Origin of the sequence: Brucella intermedia LMG 3301 (assembly GCF_000182645.1) — a bacterium.
Taxonomy (GTDB): domain Bacteria; phylum Pseudomonadota; class Alphaproteobacteria; order Rhizobiales; family Rhizobiaceae; genus Brucella; species Brucella intermedia.
Genome location: NZ_ACQA01000002.1, coordinates 1,857,268 through 1,874,995, shown reverse-complemented (window position 1 = coordinate 1,874,995; position 17,728 = coordinate 1,857,268). Strand labels below are relative to the sequence as shown.

Here is a 17,728-nt window from a genome sequence, read left to right as displayed (position 1 = left end):
GAGTTTGCTTTTCCGCATGCAATACGTTCTGTTTGTCTGCTTGGTTTCTTAAGCGGCTCAAAAAAATCAAAAAGTTGGGTCGCCGATTGAACCAAACTTCTTCTCAAAACGTAAAACGATGAAAATGCAGCACACACGCAGCCTCAACTCGCGGTGAAGAGAGGGACTATGGATATCACGAACAGTCCGGGCAGCCATAAGCATCTCAGCGTCGCGATCATCGGTAGCGGGATTTCCGGATTGTCTGCTGCATGGCTGCTTTCGCAACGCCACGATGTGACTTTATTTGAAGCATCGGACCGCATTGGCGGTCATAGCAACACCGTCGAATTTGAGAGCGGTCATGGTCCTGTGGCCGTCGATACCGGGTTCATTGTCTATAATGAAGTGACCTATCCCAATCTGACCGCCCTGTTTCGCGCGCTTGAAGTTCCAACCGCCGCGTCGAACATGTCGTTTGCCGTTTCAGTCGGAAACGGCGCTTACGAATATTCCGGCGGTACCCGCCTCGGCCTCTTTTCCCAGCGCTCCAATCTGGTCAGCCCGCGCTTCTGGTCGATGATCCGCGATCTCTTGCGATTTTATCGCAATGCACCAAAAGACCTGAGTATCATGGGCGGTATTTCGCTTGATGATTATCTTGAACGCAATGGTTATGGCCGGGCTTTTCGTGATGATCATCTTTATCCGATGGCGGCAGCGATCTGGTCCACCCCTGCCATGGAAGTCGGGCAATATCCGGCTGCAAGCTTCGTCCGCTTCTGTTGCAATCACGGTCTTCTTGCTCTTCGTGACAGGCCAATCTGGCGTACGGTAACTGGCGGCAGTCGGGAATATCTAAGGCGGATCACAAAGCCCTATGCGGACCGGATCAGGCTCTCAACACCGATCAAATCCGTGCGACGTGCCGAACATTCCGTCGAGTTGATCGACGGAAACGGCATTTCCCATGTGTTCGACGATGTTGTGATTGCCACGCATGCCGATCAGGCTTTGCGGATGTTGGCCGATCGGAGCGGGGATGAAAGCCGCATTCTTGGCGCGTTTCAATATTCACGAAATGAAGCGGTGCTGCACAACGATATTTCACTGATGCCCAATCGTCGTGCGGCGTGGTCCAGTTGGAATTACCTTACCAACGCAGCCACTGGCCCGACGCAACCATCCATTACTTACTGGATGAACCGCCTGCAACCGCTGGGCAACGCGCCTGAGACTTTTGTTACGCTCAATCCTTGTCGTGCACCGCGCGAGGAACTGGTGATCCGTCGCGAGATCTATGAACATCCGATTTTCGACATGGCAACGGATCGTGCGCAGAAAGAAATCTGGTCCTTGCAAGGGCAGCGCCGGACATGGTTTTGCGGCGCGCATTTCGGCTCCGGCTTTCATGAGGACGGTCTTCAGGCCGGTCTCGCCGTGGCAGAAGATCTGGGCGGTATGCGCCGCCCATGGCTGGTCGAGCAGGAAAGTGGGCGCATCGTTCGCCAGAGTTTGACTCTCCGGGAAAGGGCACTGGCATGACCGACAGCTTCCAGTCGGCACTGTTTCCCGGTCATGTGACCCATGCGCGGTTACGACCGAAGGTTCACAAACTGGCCTATAAAATCTACTCGATCCTGCTCGACCTTGATGAACTGGAAGCCCTCGATCGCAAATTGAAGCTGTTTTCACTTGACCGTTTCAATCTGTTTTCTTTCTACAGGAAAGACAGAGGCGATGGATCGGCTCTGCCGCTGCGTAAGCAGGTGGAACATGCCATGGAGGCAGCCGGAATACTGCCTGATGGCGGTGCGATCCGCCTGCTCACTATGCCGCGTATTGCGGGCTGGGCATTTAACCCGCTCAGTGTTTTCTTCTGCTATAATTGTGGCGGTGAGCTTGCGGCAATCCTTTGGGAAGTTGATAATACTTTCCGCCAGCGCCACGGCTATATGATCCCGGTCCATAACTGCGTTAACGGACGCATCGTACAAAGCTGCGACAAGGCTTTTTACGTCTCGCCCTTCATGGACATGAAGCTGCGATATGAGTTTGAAGTCACGCCTCCCGCAGACTGGCTTTCCATCCGGATCAACAGTTTTGACGATGAAGGCCTGCTTTTGACTGCTCGCCATCTGGCGCGCCGGGTTGAATTGAGCGACGCCGCCTTGCTACGCGCCTTTCTTACAATTCCGTTTCTCACCTTGAAAGTGATTGGCGGCATTCACTGGGAGGCGCTGAAAATATGGTTGAAGGGCATCGGTTTACGCAAACGACCCGCAGCGCCTGAGATTTCCATCACATCTGTTCGTAACGAGACCGCCCAGCAGAGGAACAAGGCCGCATGAGCCAGCTCGACGAATATCATCAACTATCGGCATCAAGCCGGACTGAACGACCGGCTTTCAGCCCCTCGGCTATCGTGTTGAAACGGCTGCTGAAGCAGGTTCAGCATGGGCGATTGGTGCTTTCGCTGCCCGACGGTCAGGTCATTGCCGTTAACGGTCGATTGCCCGGACCGGAAGCCAAAATTGCAATTGTTAAATGGAACAGCCTGCGTCGCCTGCTGACGGGCGGGGATATCGGCTTTGCCCAAGCCTATATCGAAGGCGAATGGACATCGCCCCATCTCACATCGGTCATCCGTTTTGCGGCGCGCAATCGCGATACGCTTGTATCCACATTACGCGGATCTGGTTGGACGCGAGCGCTGAACCGTATCGGACATCTGCTCAATGCAAACACGCGTCGCGGCAGCCGGCGCAACATCGAAGCCCACTACGATCTCGGCAATGATTTCTATGCCCGGTGGCTCGACCCTTCGATGCTTTATTCATCAGCGATCTGGACTGAGACGACCCATAGCCTTGAAAGTGCCCAAGAGCAGAAGTTGCAGTATATTTCTGAAAAACTGGCGCTTGAGGGCGGCGAAAGAATTCTGGAGATCGGTTGTGGCTGGGGTGCCTTAGCTGGCTATCTCGCAAACTGTCGTAATGCCCATGTGACAGGAATAACCCTGTCGCCGTCGCAGCTCACCTGGGCAAATGCCGCAGTTGAAAACGTCGGGCTCAGCGAAGCCGTTGACCTTCGCTTGCAGGATTACCGCGATGTCCAGGGCCAGTTCGACCGCATTGTATCAATCGAAATGTTTGAAGCCGTTGGCGAAACCTATTGGCCGGAATATTTCGCAACCCTGAAGCGTTGTCTCAAGCCCGGCGGTCGAGCCGTCCTGCAAGTCATTTCGATAGAAGAAACACGCTACGAAAACTATCGTCGCAAGGCCGATTTCATCCAGAAATTCATCTTTCCGGGAGGCTTTCTGCCGTCGGATAAAGTGCTTGAACGCGACCTTGCAAAGGCCGGTCTGGTTTTAAAGGAGACCGAGCATTTCGGCCGTTCCTATGCGCTTACGCTTGCCGAATGGCGTCAGCGCTTTATCGCCAACTGGCCTGAAATCGAGAAGCTTGGATTTGACGATAAATTCCGGCGGCTTTGGGAATACTACCTTTGCTATTGCGAAGGTGGGTTCGAGGAAGGAGCAATCAACGTTGGGCTCTACACGATTGAACATGCTTAGACTCCACACCTACTAACGAAGGAAGCGTCGATGAAATGGATACTGACGGTCGGCACGATGATGGTGTTGTTTCCTTTCTCGGCGCAGCCGGCTGAGATCAACGGTAACTGGGCGCGCGGAGATGGCAACGCGCGGGTGAGAGTTGTGGGATGCGGCAAGGATCTCTGCGCGACCAACACCTGGATCAAGCCCGGAACACCAAAAGAGAAAACCGGCGACCGGCTGGTGATGAGCATTAACGAAACTGCGGACGGGCAATATTCTGGTACGGCTTTCGATCCGCAACGCAACCTGACCTACAAGATCAGGGTGAAAGTCGACGGCGACACTATGACGACCAATGGCTGCGTTCTGGCTAGCCTCCTGTGTCGCAATGTGGGCTGGACCCGCATCAAGTAAGAGAGCGAGCTATCGATGAAAGATTATCTCATAGCCTATTTAGTGACAGCGGTTGCATTTCTGGCAATCGACTCCGTTTGGTTGTCCAACATGGCGAACGTGTTTTACCGCCCTGTCATGGGTGACATGCTTGCGCCGGGTTTTCGTCTCGCACCAGCTGTCGTTTTCTATGTGATTTTCGTGTTTGGACTGGTTTTCTTCGCGGTCAAGCCCGGACTTCTGGCCGGTAGTGGTACAGTCACACTCGTTCACGGGGCGCTTCTCGGATTTGTCGCTTATGCGACTTATGATCTGACCAATCAGGCCACTTTGAAAAACTGGTCATGGACACTGACAATCGCAGACATGGTCTGGGGCACTCTCCTGTCTACCGCGTCAGCCTATGTTGGCTATTGTGTTACGTCACGGATCAGCGGCTAGGTTGGAGTAAGAATATGCAAAAATGGGGTCTTCTGGCCGCCGTCGTCCTCGTCATCATTGTCGTAGGAATGGCAATCGGTATCGGTTTCCCGCCGGGCGAATGGTATGCAGCGCTTCAAAAACCTTGGTTTACCCCGCCTAACGCTGCCTTTGGCCCCATGTGGACGATACTTTATATCTTCATTGCCACTGCAGGCTGGCGCACATGGATAAACGATCGTGGTTGGCAGCGGCGCGGACCGTGGTTTGGCCAGATGGTATTGAACTTCCTCTGGACGCCTATTTTCTTCGGCGCTCACATGACCGTGCTGGGGCTTGTCGTAATCATCGGCGTCTGGCTTTGCGTGCTTTTGTTTATCATTCGCGCATGGCGACCAGATCGCATCTCGGCACTGCTATTCGTGCCTTACCTCATATGGCTGTCGCTGGCGACAGCATTGAATGCGGCAATTGTCGTGTTGAACTAATGAAAAAGGCGGCAAATATGCCGCCTTTCTTTAGATGCCGATCAATGGCTGCATGAGCCGCATAAGCCAGCTCTGGAATTTGAGCGGTGCGTCAGTCACCGCAAGACAGATGCAATCGCCATCCGATGAGGCAATCGGTTGATGCACGAGATCAGCATCCGCTTCCTCAATATCGCCGCGCGCAAAAAGCCCGGTTCCATCATGGAAACTGCCGCTCAACACCAATGTCAGTTCGCGACCGCCATGCCCATGTTCTGGCACTGGCTTTCCTGCGGGAATTCGCAAAAGTCGAACCTGCGTTTCGCTGTCTCGAGTTTCAATTGACACCTGATAGGCACCCCGGCCAAGCGATTTCCATTTCAGCTCCGGCAAATCGCCACCGACGTAGGATCGCAGTGGTTCCGGTATCACGGCAGGCTGCTTTATCTCGAAGCGCGGTGCCGAAGGTTCCCTTGATTGCGGTGTCTTCTGCAACCTGTCCTTGAAACTATCCCATGTGGATACTTCGAGTTTCTGCGGCTCACCCGCGTCAAGAAGCTGTCCGCCAATCTGTTCAAACTGCTTGAGCCTTGAACGGCAGGCCGGGCAGAGCGCAAGATGAGTGGCGACTGCGATGCTCCAACCCTCGGCCAACGTGCCTGCAGCATAGCCTGAAAGGAGTTCGTCGCTCAAATGATGCTTGATATCCATCAGTGCGCTCCCGAATTATCGAGCGCTGCGCGCAATTTGTTGAATGCCAGCCGCAGGCGGGATTTAACCGTACCAAGCGGGAGGTTCAGCTTCTTTGCGATGGCGCTATGCGTGCGTTCCTCGAAATAAGCGAGTTCAAGCAAGACAGATTGCTCCTTCGGCAAGTCGGCCATTGCAGCGCGCAACTGGCTGGCGGATTGCCGCTCGGCAATACTCAGGTCAGCGAGCTGTTCCTCATCGGGCACAAAGGCCGGATCGGTTGGGTCGAACTCCGGGCGCCGGGCGCGTCGCACTGCATCGATGCGCTGGTTTCGTGCAATGGTGAAAATCCAGGTGGACAAGGCTCCTTTGGCAACATCGAACTGATCTGCCTTGTTCCAGACCGCAATCATAGTCTCTTGCATTAATTCTTCCGCTGCTTGCGTATCAGCAGACAGTTTGGCCATATAAGCCTTCACCCGGGGTGCGAAATGCTTGAAAATCACCTCGAAAGCGTCCACGTCGCGTCGGGAACTGACCGCCAGCATCAATTCTTCCATTGAAGGCTGATCTTCAGTTGCGGTCTGTCCATTCATCCGTATTAAACCCCATCCGCTCAGAAGTAGCGAAGTCAGAACCTGTAAATTAATGCTGAGCTTCCATGTGCCACTATTGCGAGAGGAACGAAAATTTTGTGTTCATCAGCATTATACGCAACCAGATTTAAACTGGATCACACCAGATTTCAAATGTTGGGGGTCAGCGCACGCAGCACTCTCGAACTCTGCCTTTTCAACACTAAATCATGCATCAGCTGAGTTAATTCTAGCCGGCGCGAAGCCTTATCGAAAACGCACTCAAACACGGCGCACAGGACATGCCTGCTGGAGGTGATTTAGAAAGTCGTTTTACGTGCATCTTCTCTCGGGACTGCCAGATTCAGATTTGAATGACGGAAACTGGCGCACGGATTTCCTCCACAATACCGTCGGTGAGGGATAGGGGTGACTTCTATTACTCATAAATATATGTCGTTGAGAGCGATAGAAACGGGAAGCCTCTTAGTCTTGATTGAGTTCGCGCGCCACAGCAGCCTGCTGGCTACTATCCATTGACCGCATATCGACCACAAGAGCGGCAGCCTGTGCATTGTGGTCCTTGCTGTCTGCATTGCTGAAGTTTTTTGATGATGGTGCTGGCGATGACGCTTGTTCCGATGATTGGGCTGGACAAAACGCAGTTCCTCACTTGCCGCAACCCAAAAGACTGCGTTCACCGTCGTCCCGCACAGCAGGCGGGCAGCTGTTCCGACGTCCACCCGCCTGACGGGCTGCGCCGCTATCAGCCTGCCTATCGTTTGCTTTGTCACTTCCACGCAAGCGTTCTGGGTCGACCACTGCGTCGGATCTCTAAGAAAAGCATGTTCAACGAACGAGGCGGTGCGGCGCATCCGAGGATCGAGCGCCATTTCAACCTATATCGCGCCTTCCAGCAGTAAGGCTTCACATTCGTTCGGCACGCTTATCGCCGCCTGCTGCGCGCGCAGTGCCACTTTTAAGTCGACTGGAGCGACGATCACTGCCAGCAAACCCTTCTTGTCACCGACATTATGATAGAGCGTCCCTCGTGCAAGCCCGGCATCTGCAGTCAAACTGCGAGGAAATTTCAGAGGAGCAGGTCATCGCACATCTCTTGACGTGACGGGGAATAGGCAGCGCTTCACCAAAATCTGCTTACTTGCTCATTAATTATCATCCATACCGTTCTGCTTGAGTTCGGCAAACTTGATGGCCATCGTTGGATTTCCGCGGGTGAGCCGTTTGACCGTCAGGTCTTCCGCCTTGTCGTTTGCAAGCCGCAAGTTATTGGCAGACTTGTGAAGCGCTTCCTTCGTTTTCTCCAGATCCTTGATGGCTTCGTCGATGCGTTTGACTGCTTCCTCAAAGCCATCTGAAGCCAGACGCCAGTTGCGCCCGAATGCGGCTTTGAAGTCGTCAAGCTGGGATTCGAAGTTTGTGATGTCGACATTTTGTGCCTTCACCAGTGCCAGCTCATTCTTGTAGTGGAGCGAGTTCATCGCCGCATTGCGCAGCAGCGTGATAATCGGGATGAAAAACTGCGGTCGCACGACGTACATTTTCGGATAGCGGTGGGATACGTCAATGATCCCGGTGTTGTAGAGCTCATTCTCAGGCTCAAGCAACGAGACCAGAACGGCGTATTCACAGCCTTTCGCGCTCCGGTCCTTGTCTAATTCCCTGAGAAAGTCTTCGTTCTTCTTCTTGGTAGCCGTCTCGTCATTTTCGTTCTTCATCTCGAACATGATCGAGACGATTTCAGAACCTGCATCATCCCTCTCGCGGAAGATGAAGTCCCCCTTGCTACCGTTGCGCGCGTCGTTATCCTTCTCAAAATACGCGCGGGGGAAAGCGGTCGCACGAATGCGGTCAAACTCGATTGAGCAGTGCTGCTCCAGCGTCTCGCCGACCATTTTTGTCGATAGTTTCGCTTTCATATCCCTCAGACGCTCGATTGCGTCGTTGCGATCCTTCAGCTGCGTTTCGTATTTGTCCCTAAGTGCAGTTTCAGCAAGCTGCTTTTCGAGCGTGATCCGAGCAAGTCCATTCTTCAGTTCGTCACGCTCTTTCTCAACTGTTATGACGGCTTCGGTAACCGCGAGCTTCTGCGAAAGCGCCCCCGCATCGAGCCTGGCCTTCAGGCTCTGGATCTCCGCGTCTTTAGTAGCGGCTATTTTCTGTAGTTCGGCAATAAGCGTCGCCTGGGCCAGTTTTGATGCAGTTTCTTGCTCCCTTCTTGCTTTCTCAAGCTCATACAAAAGAGTATCGCGTTGTTTTTCGACAGCACCCAGCGCCTCAGCAACTGCGAGTTTCTGCGCGACTTCACCGGATTCAAGTCTCGCCCTCAGTTCCTGGATTTCAGAATCCTTGGCTGCGGCAGTCTTCTGCAGTTCATTGGCAACTTTAGCCTGTGCAAGCTCAACAGCGTTACGCTTGTCCTGATCAGCCAACTCCAAGCGCTCATGCAGCTGTTTCTCGAAATCACTGTCACGCACCTGCCTCAGTATATCGGCATAGCCCGTCTCATCAATTTTGAATGCCTTGTTGCAATGCGGGCAGATGATTTCATTCATGATTATTTCCATTCGCCTTGGCCAGACGCTCTTGGACAAACTCCCGGAGCTTCTGTTGATCCGTCATCTTGTGAACGATCACTGTCTGCGCGGTCAAGGTTGTTTACGGTTGCTTAACAAGCCTGCGGTCTAGCGAACCGAACACCCCGGCTTAGATCAGCCACGCTACAAACATGAAGCAGTGCTCGCCGACTACACAGAAGGCCGATTGTTGGTCAAACGGCTGTACCAACGCACGGATAGGCATCCGGCTTGCCTGAAATTTCAACTGTCGGCTTTAAACCAATAAATATGTCGCGGCCTGCTGGTCGAAGCCAACAATACGCTTACCTTCGTCGAAGGCAGTCAGCAGCTGTTGGCGAAGCGACACCCTTGCATTCATTGCAGCCGCCGGATCAATTGCAAGCAGGTGATCGATATCGCCCGGTATTTTCACGCGTCGAGCATCTGCGGGAAACTCAAGTTTCTGGCCGCGAGATCGAGCTTCTACACGCAGATCGTCCAATTGCCAGTCAGCCACGATTCGGTCCGAAGGCAAGCCAGAATTGATGCCGACCATTGGGCCGTAATAGTCGATATGATAAGTGGACGATGTGGCCCCAAGGCTCGCAATGTTCAGACTGGCGTTGACCGCCCGGATCGGATCATAGGTCCAGCGCACATGCGTAATGCCTCTCGCAAGGCACCAATCGCGCTGGAACCACTTCATCCGCGCGCCAAGTTTCAAGCCTCTTGCTTCCGGAAGAACCGCCAGACGGTGAGAATGCTGAACGCCCGGCGTTGCACTTGGGAAACCAAAGATGAAGCCAATCATCTTCCCGCCATCGAACGCTCCGGCAACAAGGCCGCCTTCGTGCTGGATTGCAAGCAACAGGTCTGAGGCATCGACAGGATCGTCCTCTCCCCACACCAGCCGCTGAACGGTCTCCGAATCCTTCATCTCGTGGAGAGAGGCGAGCTCGCGGACCAATATTACGCTCATGCGACGAAATCCTCACGGTGGCTGGTGACCGTATCGAGAAATGCATGGTCCAACGTCACACCGATACCCGGACCGTTCTTGGGAACGGCCATTCGTCCATTTTCAGCTTCCAGCGGCTCGTTGACAATATCGCGCGGGAAATAGCGGCTGGCGGATGATGTGTCCCCCGGTTTGGTGAAATTCGGCAGGGTGGACAGATGAATATTGTGGGCCCGGCCAATGCCTGCTTCAAGCATCCCGCCGCACCATACAGGTACATCGAAGGCTGCGCAAACATCGTGAATCGCGCGTGACGTACTATGTCCACCGACCCGACCCACCTTGATATTTATGACACGGCAAGCTCCTGCGACAAGCGCCTTGCGCGCATCCACCGAAGACCGAATGCTCTCGTCCAGGCAGATGGCAGTCAGCAGCTTTTCCTGCACATGGACATGGTCGCTAATGTCATCGAAAGCCAGGGGTTGTTCGATATAATCGAGTGCGAAAGCATCCATTGCTTTCAGAAGAGGCAAGTCGGAAAGCCGGTAGTCCGTATTGGCATCAACTGTCAGCTTGGCATCTGGGAAACGCTCGCGGACCGCCTGAATCATTGCGAGATCATGACCGCGCCTGATCTTCAGCTTAACGCGCTTGTAACCGGCATCGAGCGAGGCCGCGACCCGGTCAATCGTCGTTGGAATATCGGCAATCCCAAGGCTGACACCCACATCGATAGCATCGCGAACGCCGCCAAGCGCAACGCTCAATGGCAGGTTCAGTGCTTTCGCCCAAAGGTCCCACACGGCCATTTCAACCATGGCCTTGCTCATTCTATGCCCGCGCCACGGATCAAGAATTGCGGACAGATCCGCCGGACCGGAGAAGCGTTTCCCAACGATCTGTGGCAGCAGGACGTCCCGCAGGAAAGAGAGCGAACCGGAGATAGTCTCCTCCAGATAATCCGGCAACGGATCCATCACGCCTTCGGCGTATCCTTCCAGTCCTCCAGATCGCAGGGTGAGGACCGGAATGATCTTTTCAGTCATTGTTCCGGTGGAAATCACGAAAGGCACGAGCAGCGGCAAACGTATGACACGTATTTCAGCCGCCTCGATTTTTAACCCGGCGAAGATTGGCGCTGCGTGCATCGGACACCCCATCCATGAGTACAAATGATCAATCTGGTCCAGGAGTTCGATGGTGACGAAACGTCATCCTGATTGTTCCCCTCTACCGAATTAAATTCCCTGTTCGCTGTCAAAAGTCCAATAGTTTCACCAGCACACTTAGTGATGTTGATCCGGCAGTGTGTCCAGGGGGAAAATCGGACGCCGCACGCGAGCATAAGTCCGTCTCGACAGGTCAGGCGAGCTCAGGCCACCAGCATCGGTGACAAGGATCTGTGTCGCAATCGCGCCGAACGCCCCTTTGAAATGCTGCATTGATTTGACCGCCAGAATGGATTTTTCTTTCGGCTCGATGCCGACGATACGAAAAATGTTCTGGTCCAGCATCTGCATGCGTTCCGACACAATCATGATATCGATCCCCTCGACGCGGAGGCACACGGCTTTTCCGGTTGTGCCGGGCAAACCCGTAAACATCGGCCCCTCAAAGACGAAGGCACCGTCGCTGACCGACATGACACGACCTGTCACGGTCAAAGGACCGCCACCGACTGATGGATCAGATTTGCCGCCGATCGTTACCGTAACAGTCTCTCCTATCGCCTTGGCTGCAATCTCCGCCACCGCTTCGGGGTCGAGAATCGCGCCTGCGGCAGCATTGGTCACACCTGCCTGAAGCATCGCTGCAATGAGCGCAGTGCAATCGCTATAGGCCCCCGAACCGGGATTATCGGAAAAATCAGCGACGACAATCGTGCCTTCGGCCCCTCGGGCCTCCTTCAATTGCCGAATACATTCATCGAGAGGTATCGGCTGCGACCACTGATCCTTATAAGCCCAGATTTCATCGCACATCTTGTCCGCGACATCGCAAGCGGTTTGTCGGCTAACGCGTTTACAGTCGAAGGTGACGATCACACTCGGGCCCGCCGCCCAGACATCAGCATCGGTAAAACCGGCATTGACCGCCACATTAAGGATTCCCGGTTGTTGCATCTCACCGTATGCACTTTCGAGCAGGCGGCACATGGGACCGTTATCTGTTGTGCGACCATCATCACAACCAAGAAGCATTGGTGGGCGCCCAATGGCCAGCGCAGGTTCGATTTCCCCTTTCATGGCTTGATCCAGCAACGAACAGGCCTCTACTCCGACCTCACTCATATCGATATGAGGATAAGTCCGGAATGAAACTGCGATCTGCGCCAGATCAGCCAATTCATCAAAAATGTTCGCGTGAAGGTCCAGGGTGATGGCGATCGGCACAGCGTAACCAACCACCGACCGGATCTCCCGAAGGAACTGGCTGTCGCCATCCTGATCGGTCTCCGTCACCATGGCACCATGCAGAGCAACAAATATGCCGTCAAAAGGTCCGGCTTCCTTCAGCCGCCGCAGGCACTCGCCGGTGATTTCCTGACGCGCAGTTTCAAGCACCGGTCCGTTAGGTTCCGCATGGGCTGCGGTGATATAAACAGGCGTCCAGCTCTTTTCGTCCGCAACCTTTATCGCGCCACCGACCTCTGAGCCGGTGCCTCGGAAATTGGCTGGAATCTCATCGCCCTTGAAATAATGCGACGCCCGAAAATCACTGATGCTCGTGCGATTTTGCGTGAAGGTATTACTTTCATTGATGAGTTCAATGATCGCAACGCGATAGGACACGGATGGACCTTTCTTTTGTCGGCGAAGACCACTCTGTGTTGGTCGAAACGAAATGGCTGACCTGACAATGCCACACGCAGTGAGCACCTGATCTGATGTGGTGTCTCAAATCAGGTACTCTGGGTGGCAATGGGAGCAAACTACTTCGCGAAGATTTCACTCGCGAATTTCGGCTTTTCCCTGATGTCGAAATCAAAGTACCTGGCACTGATCTTGTCGTAGCTACCGTCTCGGATGATCTCCGCAAGCGCCTTGTTGACGCGCGTTCGCAGTTCAACGTCATCCTTGCGGAAGGCCATTCCGGCACCCAGAGTTCCATCCAGAAGGAACTCGTTGCCGACAAATTCGCAGCAATCTGCACCCTTCTTAATCCAATCGCTGAGAGCGAACTTGGATTCCAGCAAGAGGTCAATGCGGCCATTCTCGATATCCAGGAAGGCTTCTTCAAGTGTCGGATAGAGCTTCACCTCATTATTGGGGAAAAAGCGCTGCAAAGCATCGAATGCGATAGAGCCTGTCTGGGTGCCTATGACCTTTCCCTTGGCACTTTCCGGCGTCACATCCTTGAGGCCAAGCTCCTTCAAAGCAACAAACCGCATGGTGTTGTAATAATAGGGATCGGAGAAGCTGACCTGCTGCATACGCGATTCAGTAATAGCCATTGACGAAGCCATGATGTCGAACTTCTTTGACTGAAGCGCCGGAATAATCCCGCTCCACTCGTTAGCGCTCCATACGCAATCAGCTTTCAGCTTCTCACAGATCGCATTGCCGACGTCGATATCAAAGCCTTTGAGCTGCCCGCTCGGGTCCAGATAATTGAAGGGGGCATAAGCACCTTCAGCTCCCATGCGGATTTCTTCAGCGTGGGCCGGAAGCGCGCCACATACGGCAACAAGAGCAGCAACAATTCCCATTTTAGCTTGCGTAAGCACGTTTCGTTCTCCTTTTATACGCCGTTGTCCGGTACATCTGAGATGCTCTCTGAAGTGCGAGACCAGAACCAAATGATACCCAAGGGCGTTTTTTGTTTATTGACGATTATGCTTGTGCCGTGGGTCGATCAATGCAAAAGAACTATTCAATGGTATTAGAAAAATTCATGACGATATGACTTCAAGGGCGAAGCGGCGAAAACTCCCAAGCTTGAAAGCCTTAAGGGCTTTTGAGGCCGTTTCACATTGCCAAAGCTTCACTGCCGCCGCAGAAGAGCTTGCAGTCAGTCAGGGCGCTGTGAGCCATCAAATCAAACTCCTGGAACAGTCGTTGGGTTGTCAGTTGCTTATTCGCGGCTCGCGCGGTGTATCCGTTACCGCAGAAGGCGCGCTGCTGCTGGAGGTTTGTGCTCGCGCATTTGATGAAATCGGCGCAGTTGCGACGCTGATCGGACAGGACAACAAGACCAAAATCCTCCGGGTTCGCGCCGGTCCTTTTTTCGCAATGGAAGTGATCGCGAGCAGGATTGCTGGCTTCTTGAAGCAAAATCCAGGCATCCAGCTTCACCTGAATAATATCGACATAGATTCCATCGCTCAGGATACAGAAGACGCACAGATAAAATATTGTCTGCATCCGCCAGCAGGCATGTACAACATCGAACTTCTAAAAGAAAAACTGGTACCTGTCTGCAGTCCCTTACTTCTGGCCAATGTGGCAAATCCAGAAGATCTTCTCGTGGACCCTGGCATTCCTCGCTTGCATTATCGGGACGTAAAGGACTGGAAAAGATGGATATCCCACCACGGATTTGATGATCTAACCGCCAATTCAAACCTCTTTTTTGACGACCAACACACATTGTTGGCGGCTGCTCGTTCCGGACAGGGCATCGGTTTTTCTCATCGACCTCTGGTCAAAAACGACGTGGAGCGCGGAAGCCTGTGTATTGTGTCCGAGCGCTATTTCGAGCCCGAGGAATCCTACAAGTTTATATGCTCCCAAGAAAACATTGCCACCAACCAGGCGCTGCAGCTTTTTCGCGACTGGCTCGTCAACGAAGTGTCGACCATCTGTTAGTTAAACATTTGATCCCAGATGGAGAGAGGTAACAGATTTAAACGTGTCGGGCGTTTGGTCATGCTCAGAGGTTTTCCTTGTGAAATGGCGTCAGTTTCGCCAACGCCTTTCCGCCCGGTTTCCGGCTTGTCTTAAACATCGTAGTGCAACCAACGCTCAACGGCGACCAATACGCAGAGAGGTTCGACTATTGCAATATCTCCAAATGGCACGGCGGACAGGCGTAGAGGCTATTAGCGCGAGAAACCCAGTCCTCCATCGCAGCTTAATCGCCAGAGAGCTATGCATCTACTTTAATGATCAAGTCCTATCCTTGTTTATATTGCATTGTTTATGTGGTCGGTTGGCAATGAAGTCGTTGCTGATATATAAAGCTGCAACGTAGTAGCTAACTGCGAAACAGGGGGCCAGTAATGGGGCATAATTTTTCTAAAACCAGATCTTCGCAAAACCAGGTTTTACCGCGTGCTCGAAAATCATTTTGGTTTGCTTCAACTGCATTTGTTCCCAACGTTTTTCTCATTGCCCTCCTCCCCATACAGGTATTGCTTATTAGTCCAGGTGGGGTCACACCATCCTGGGCTGGCATATGTAGCCCGAGCGATTTTACGGGCTGTGGTGCGCCAGGCGGCCTTGGTGTCCCCGGGCGCAGCGGCGACGGAGGGGTCGGCAATGGCCAAGGGGGCGGTTCCAGTCACATCGATAATAATGGCGTAACGCAACAGGACTCCGGCAATTGGGGCGCAGACGGGGCCGGAGGATCCGGCGCACAAGGAGATGGAGGTCTGCCCGCTGATGGAGGCGGACCGGGTTTCATCACATCTGCAGATGGCACTGTTACTTTAACGAGAGTGCAGACGTAACGTATTCTTTGGCGCATCTGTCATGCGGATTTCAGGCACGTGATTTCGCGCCACATGTCAGTGGCGGCTTGTCGTAACTCACGATGATCGGCGGCATTGAATTGGTTTCCGGGGAAATAATTTAGGTTGTAGATCGGATCATGTATCGACGTGAAATTTTGCACATGTCGCGCCGATTTAAAGCGCTTCATAACCCGCTCTCGTCGTCGGATCGGCTGATGCGAATTCTCTGCCCGATTGTTCAAACCCTTATGCTGGCGATGATCGCAAACGCTAAGTCCCATCGTTCGTTTGGCAGCGCCATATGATCGTAGTTTATCGGTGACCATGATCCGGGGTGCACAGCCCTGTGCAGAGAGAAGCTTGCGCATGAAGCGCTTGGCGGCCTTGGTATTACGGCGTTTCTGGACCAGAACATCCAAAACAAAACCATCCTGATCAACTGCTCGCCAAAGAATGTGATGCTCACTTTTGATAGATATTACACATTCATCCAGGTGCCATTTATCGCCAAGCCGCGGTGTGCGGCGACGGATATTACTGGCATAAGCACGTGCGAATTTCTCCGCCCATTCGTACACGGTCTTATATGTGACGAAGATGCCACGATAAGCCAGCATGTCTTCAACCATGCGAAAGCTTAGCGGAAAGCGGAAATACAACCACACCGCCTCTGCAATAATCTCAGATGGATAACGATGGCGGCGGTAAAGCGAAGAACGAGGTTCGGTCATCACCCGTTATCGCAACTGATGTTTACACTTAGGTTAAGGTAACAGTGCCTTCAAAGGCGCCGAATAAAAACCTCGTAGCCCAGTTAAACAGCGAGCGCTGATCGCGAAGGAGATTATCAACTTCCGGCGCCCTTCCCCCCGTAGGTATCCTCGGCCAATTCTGCCACTTCCAGGATTCCAACAAGCTCTGCGACTCTTCCTGACGGCAGTGATCGTCCCTCGTTGGCCAACGCTTCGTCAGCATTAAATCAGGCCCAAGCTTCGGCGAGTTCAGCCGCTGACGCGCCGGTTCGGTTGATTTCCGCAACAAGACTGGAGTCTACCGGGCCCAGGACAGAACTAATTTCATCCAGCGTCATTTAGTTACCTCCTGCATTTCGGGTGCTATCCCGATCATTCACCTGGCTATTAGATAAGCGGCGCGGTCACAGAAAAAAAGTGTTAAGGTGCGCTCGGCGACCTCTTGAACAGGCAAATTGCCAAACCTAAATCGCAGTCGCCGGACGCCCATCGGGGTCTGGCCCGTCGAACGATGAATGACATCGCTGACGGAAATAGAAACTTGTACCCATGTTGCTTCACAAGGAGGATGTGGCTATGAGAACCACTTTCGATTTTACTCCCCTGTTCCGGTCGAGCATCGGCTTCGACCGAATGCTGAACGCGCTCGAAGCTGCGAGCCGTGTCGAGACCATCGACAACTGGCCGCCTTATGACATAGCCAAGACCGGCGAGGACGACTACCGCATCACCATGGCGGTGGCCGGCTTCTCGCAAGACGAACTGACCATCACCCAGGAGCAGAACATGCTCGTGGTGTCCGGTCAGAAGGCTGGCGAGGATAACAGCCAGTATCTGCATCGCGGAATTGCCGCGCGCACATTCCAGCGTCGCTTTGAACTGGCCGACCACGTGAAGGTCGTGGGCGCTAGCCTCGTCAATGGTCTGCTGACGATTGATCTCAAGCGTGAGATTCCCGAAGAGATGAAGCCGCGCAAGATCCAGATCGCGGCCGGCGAGGCACTGCCCAAGGTCGAGACCAGGCAGATCGAGGCCGACAAGCAGGCCGCCTGAGGTAGCTCTCTCAGCGTAATTCGCGCAAGGTGCCGGGCACTTCCGGGCGCCGACGGAAAGCATTGTCAATCGAACGAACAGAAAGGAGAAGAATAATGAGTGTCCGTGATCTGATCCCCTGGGGCCGCAGCAGCGGCAATCAGGTTCCCAGTGTCTTGCGCGATGGCGATCGTGATCCGTTCCTTTCGCTGCATCGCGAGGTAAACAGGCTGTTCGACGACGTCTTCCGCGGCGTCGGCTCGAACCTGCCCTCTATCGTGGGAGCTTCCGCCTTCAGCGGCGGCTGGCCGAGCGTGGAGATCTCCGACGGCGAGAAGGAAATCAAGGTGACAGCTGAGGTGCCGGGCCTCGAAGAGAAGGACATCGAGGTCCTGCTCGACGACGGCGTGCTGACGCTGCGGGGCGAGAAGCGCTCCGAGACGGAGGACAAGGACCGACAGTTCTCCGAGCGCTTCTATGGCCGCTTCGAGCGTCGCATCCCGCTCGGCTACGAGGTCAAGGACGACCAGGTCGACGCGCGGTTCAAAAACGGCGTGCTGACCGTGACCTTGCCCAAGAGCGAAAAGGCGCAGTCGCAGGTGAAGCGCATCGCCATCAAGAGCTGACGCATGGCAGGCGCC

The 17,728-nt window shown here is 53.8% G+C and carries 19 protein-coding genes and 1 pseudogene; 9 read left to right on the top strand and 11 right to left on the bottom strand.

Annotation, left to right across the window (positions count from 1 at the left end; all coding sequences use genetic code 11):
* Positions 1 to 168 precede the first annotated feature (168 nt).
* From OINT_RS21195 to OINT_RS21170, 6 genes are read left to right on the top strand one after another with little or no spacing between them, the layout of a single operon-like run.
* A complete protein-coding gene (locus OINT_RS21195) occupies positions 169 to 1,524 on the top strand; it encodes an NAD(P)/FAD-dependent oxidoreductase (RefSeq protein WP_006471167.1) in 1,356 nt (451 codons plus the stop codon).
* On the top strand, positions 1,521 to 2,330 hold the full coding sequence (locus OINT_RS21190; RefSeq protein ID WP_006471166.1) for a DUF1365 domain-containing protein: 810 nt from the start codon (positions 1,521 to 1,523) through the stop codon (positions 2,328 to 2,330). Before OINT_RS21195 ends, OINT_RS21190 begins: the two co-directional genes overlap by 4 nt.
* The gene (locus OINT_RS21185) at positions 2,327 to 3,559 is read left to right on the top strand and encodes an SAM-dependent methyltransferase (protein ID WP_006469989.1); all 1,233 of its coding nucleotides are present in this window, start codon (positions 2,327 to 2,329) and stop codon (positions 3,557 to 3,559) included. Before OINT_RS21190 ends, OINT_RS21185 begins: the two co-directional genes overlap by 4 nt.
* 30 nt (positions 3,560 to 3,589) lie before the next feature.
* Positions 3,590 to 3,958, top strand: coding sequence for a DUF2147 domain-containing protein (locus OINT_RS21180; protein WP_006469988.1), 369 nt, complete (start codon positions 3,590 to 3,592; stop codon positions 3,956 to 3,958).
* Positions 3,959 to 3,973: 15 nt separating this feature from the next.
* Positions 3,974 to 4,378: a DUF2177 family protein gene (locus tag OINT_RS21175; RefSeq protein WP_006469987.1), complete on the top strand. Its 405-nt coding sequence runs from the start codon at positions 3,974 to 3,976 to the stop codon at positions 4,376 to 4,378.
* 14 nt (positions 4,379 to 4,392) lie between these two features.
* Positions 4,393 to 4,845, top strand: a complete 453-nt coding sequence (locus OINT_RS21170) for a TspO/MBR family protein (RefSeq protein ID WP_006471165.1) — start codon at positions 4,393 to 4,395, stop codon at positions 4,843 to 4,845.
* A 30-nt stretch (positions 4,846 to 4,875) separates the two neighbouring features.
* Here OINT_RS21170 and OINT_RS21165 read toward each other — a convergent pair whose 3' ends face one another.
* The 9 genes from OINT_RS21165 to OINT_RS21130 form a co-directional block, all read right to left on the bottom strand.
* Positions 4,876 to 5,535 carry a ChrR family anti-sigma-E factor gene (locus OINT_RS21165; protein WP_006469985.1) on the bottom strand — a complete coding sequence of 220 codons (660 nt, stop codon included), beginning with the start codon at positions 5,533 to 5,535 and terminating at the stop codon, positions 4,876 to 4,878.
* On the bottom strand, positions 5,535 to 6,074 hold the full coding sequence (locus OINT_RS21160) for a sigma-70 family RNA polymerase sigma factor (RefSeq protein ID WP_006471164.1): 540 nt from the start codon (positions 6,072 to 6,074) through the stop codon (positions 5,535 to 5,537). The genes OINT_RS21165 and OINT_RS21160 overlap by 1 nt, the downstream gene beginning before the upstream one ends.
* A 458-nt stretch (positions 6,075 to 6,532) precedes the next feature.
* The gene (locus OINT_RS24485; RefSeq protein ID WP_368649847.1) at positions 6,533 to 6,964 is read right to left on the bottom strand and encodes a hypothetical protein; all 432 of its coding nucleotides are present in this window, start codon (positions 6,962 to 6,964) and stop codon (positions 6,533 to 6,535) included.
* Between the two features lie 24 nt (positions 6,965 to 6,988).
* Positions 6,989 to 7,165, bottom strand: coding sequence for a hypothetical protein (locus tag OINT_RS23965; protein ID WP_006469982.1), 177 nt, complete (start codon positions 7,163 to 7,165; stop codon positions 6,989 to 6,991).
* Positions 7,166 to 7,258: 93 nt separating this feature from the next.
* Complete coding sequence (locus OINT_RS21150) at positions 7,259 to 8,665, bottom strand: DUF2130 domain-containing protein (protein WP_006471162.1); 1,407 nt, start codon at positions 8,663 to 8,665, stop codon at positions 7,259 to 7,261.
* Positions 8,666 to 8,942: 277 nt separating this feature from the next.
* Positions 8,943 to 9,635 (bottom strand): GNAT family N-acetyltransferase, encoded by a 693-nt coding sequence (locus tag OINT_RS21145; protein ID WP_235691699.1) that lies wholly within the window; start codon positions 9,633 to 9,635, stop codon positions 8,943 to 8,945.
* Between the two features lie 8 nt (positions 9,636 to 9,643).
* Positions 9,644 to 10,777 (bottom strand): o-succinylbenzoate synthase, encoded by a 1,134-nt coding sequence (gene menC / locus OINT_RS21140; protein ID WP_006471161.1) that lies wholly within the window; start codon positions 10,775 to 10,777, stop codon positions 9,644 to 9,646.
* Between the two features lie 138 nt (positions 10,778 to 10,915).
* Positions 10,916 to 12,421, bottom strand: a complete 1,506-nt coding sequence (locus OINT_RS21135; protein WP_039853460.1) for a M81 family metallopeptidase — start codon at positions 12,419 to 12,421, stop codon at positions 10,916 to 10,918.
* A gap of 140 nt (positions 12,422 to 12,561) precedes the next feature.
* Positions 12,562 to 13,428: an ABC transporter substrate-binding protein gene (locus OINT_RS21130; protein ID WP_006469977.1), complete on the bottom strand. Its 867-nt coding sequence runs from the start codon at positions 13,426 to 13,428 to the stop codon at positions 12,562 to 12,564.
* Positions 13,429 to 13,468: 40 nt separating this feature from the next.
* On the opposite strand from OINT_RS21130, the gene OINT_RS21125 reads away from it, so the two are divergent.
* A complete protein-coding gene (locus tag OINT_RS21125) occupies positions 13,469 to 14,437 on the top strand; it encodes a LysR family transcriptional regulator (RefSeq protein WP_006469976.1) in 969 nt (322 codons plus the stop codon).
* A gap of 883 nt (positions 14,438 to 15,320) precedes the next feature.
* Here OINT_RS21125 and OINT_RS21120 read toward each other — a convergent pair.
* Both OINT_RS21120 and OINT_RS24245 read right to left on the bottom strand, forming a co-directional pair.
* Entirely contained in the window at positions 15,321 to 16,034 is a 714-nt protein-coding gene (locus OINT_RS21120; RefSeq protein WP_006471532.1) for an IS6 family transposase, read from the bottom strand.
* 116 nt (positions 16,035 to 16,150) lie between these two features.
* A pseudogene (locus tag OINT_RS24245) lies at positions 16,151 to 16,393 on the bottom strand (hypothetical protein).
* A gap of 238 nt (positions 16,394 to 16,631) precedes the next feature.
* On the opposite strand from OINT_RS24245, the gene OINT_RS21115 reads away from it, so the two are divergent.
* Together OINT_RS21115 and OINT_RS21110 are read left to right on the top strand one after the other, a co-directional pair.
* Positions 16,632 to 17,108, top strand: coding sequence for an Hsp20 family protein (locus OINT_RS21115; RefSeq protein WP_006471531.1), 477 nt, complete (start codon positions 16,632 to 16,634; stop codon positions 17,106 to 17,108).
* Between the two features lie 95 nt (positions 17,109 to 17,203).
* The gene (locus OINT_RS21110) at positions 17,204 to 17,713 is read left to right on the top strand and encodes an Hsp20/alpha crystallin family protein (RefSeq protein ID WP_006471530.1); all 510 of its coding nucleotides are present in this window, start codon (positions 17,204 to 17,206) and stop codon (positions 17,711 to 17,713) included.
* Positions 17,714 to 17,728 lie beyond the last annotated feature (15 nt).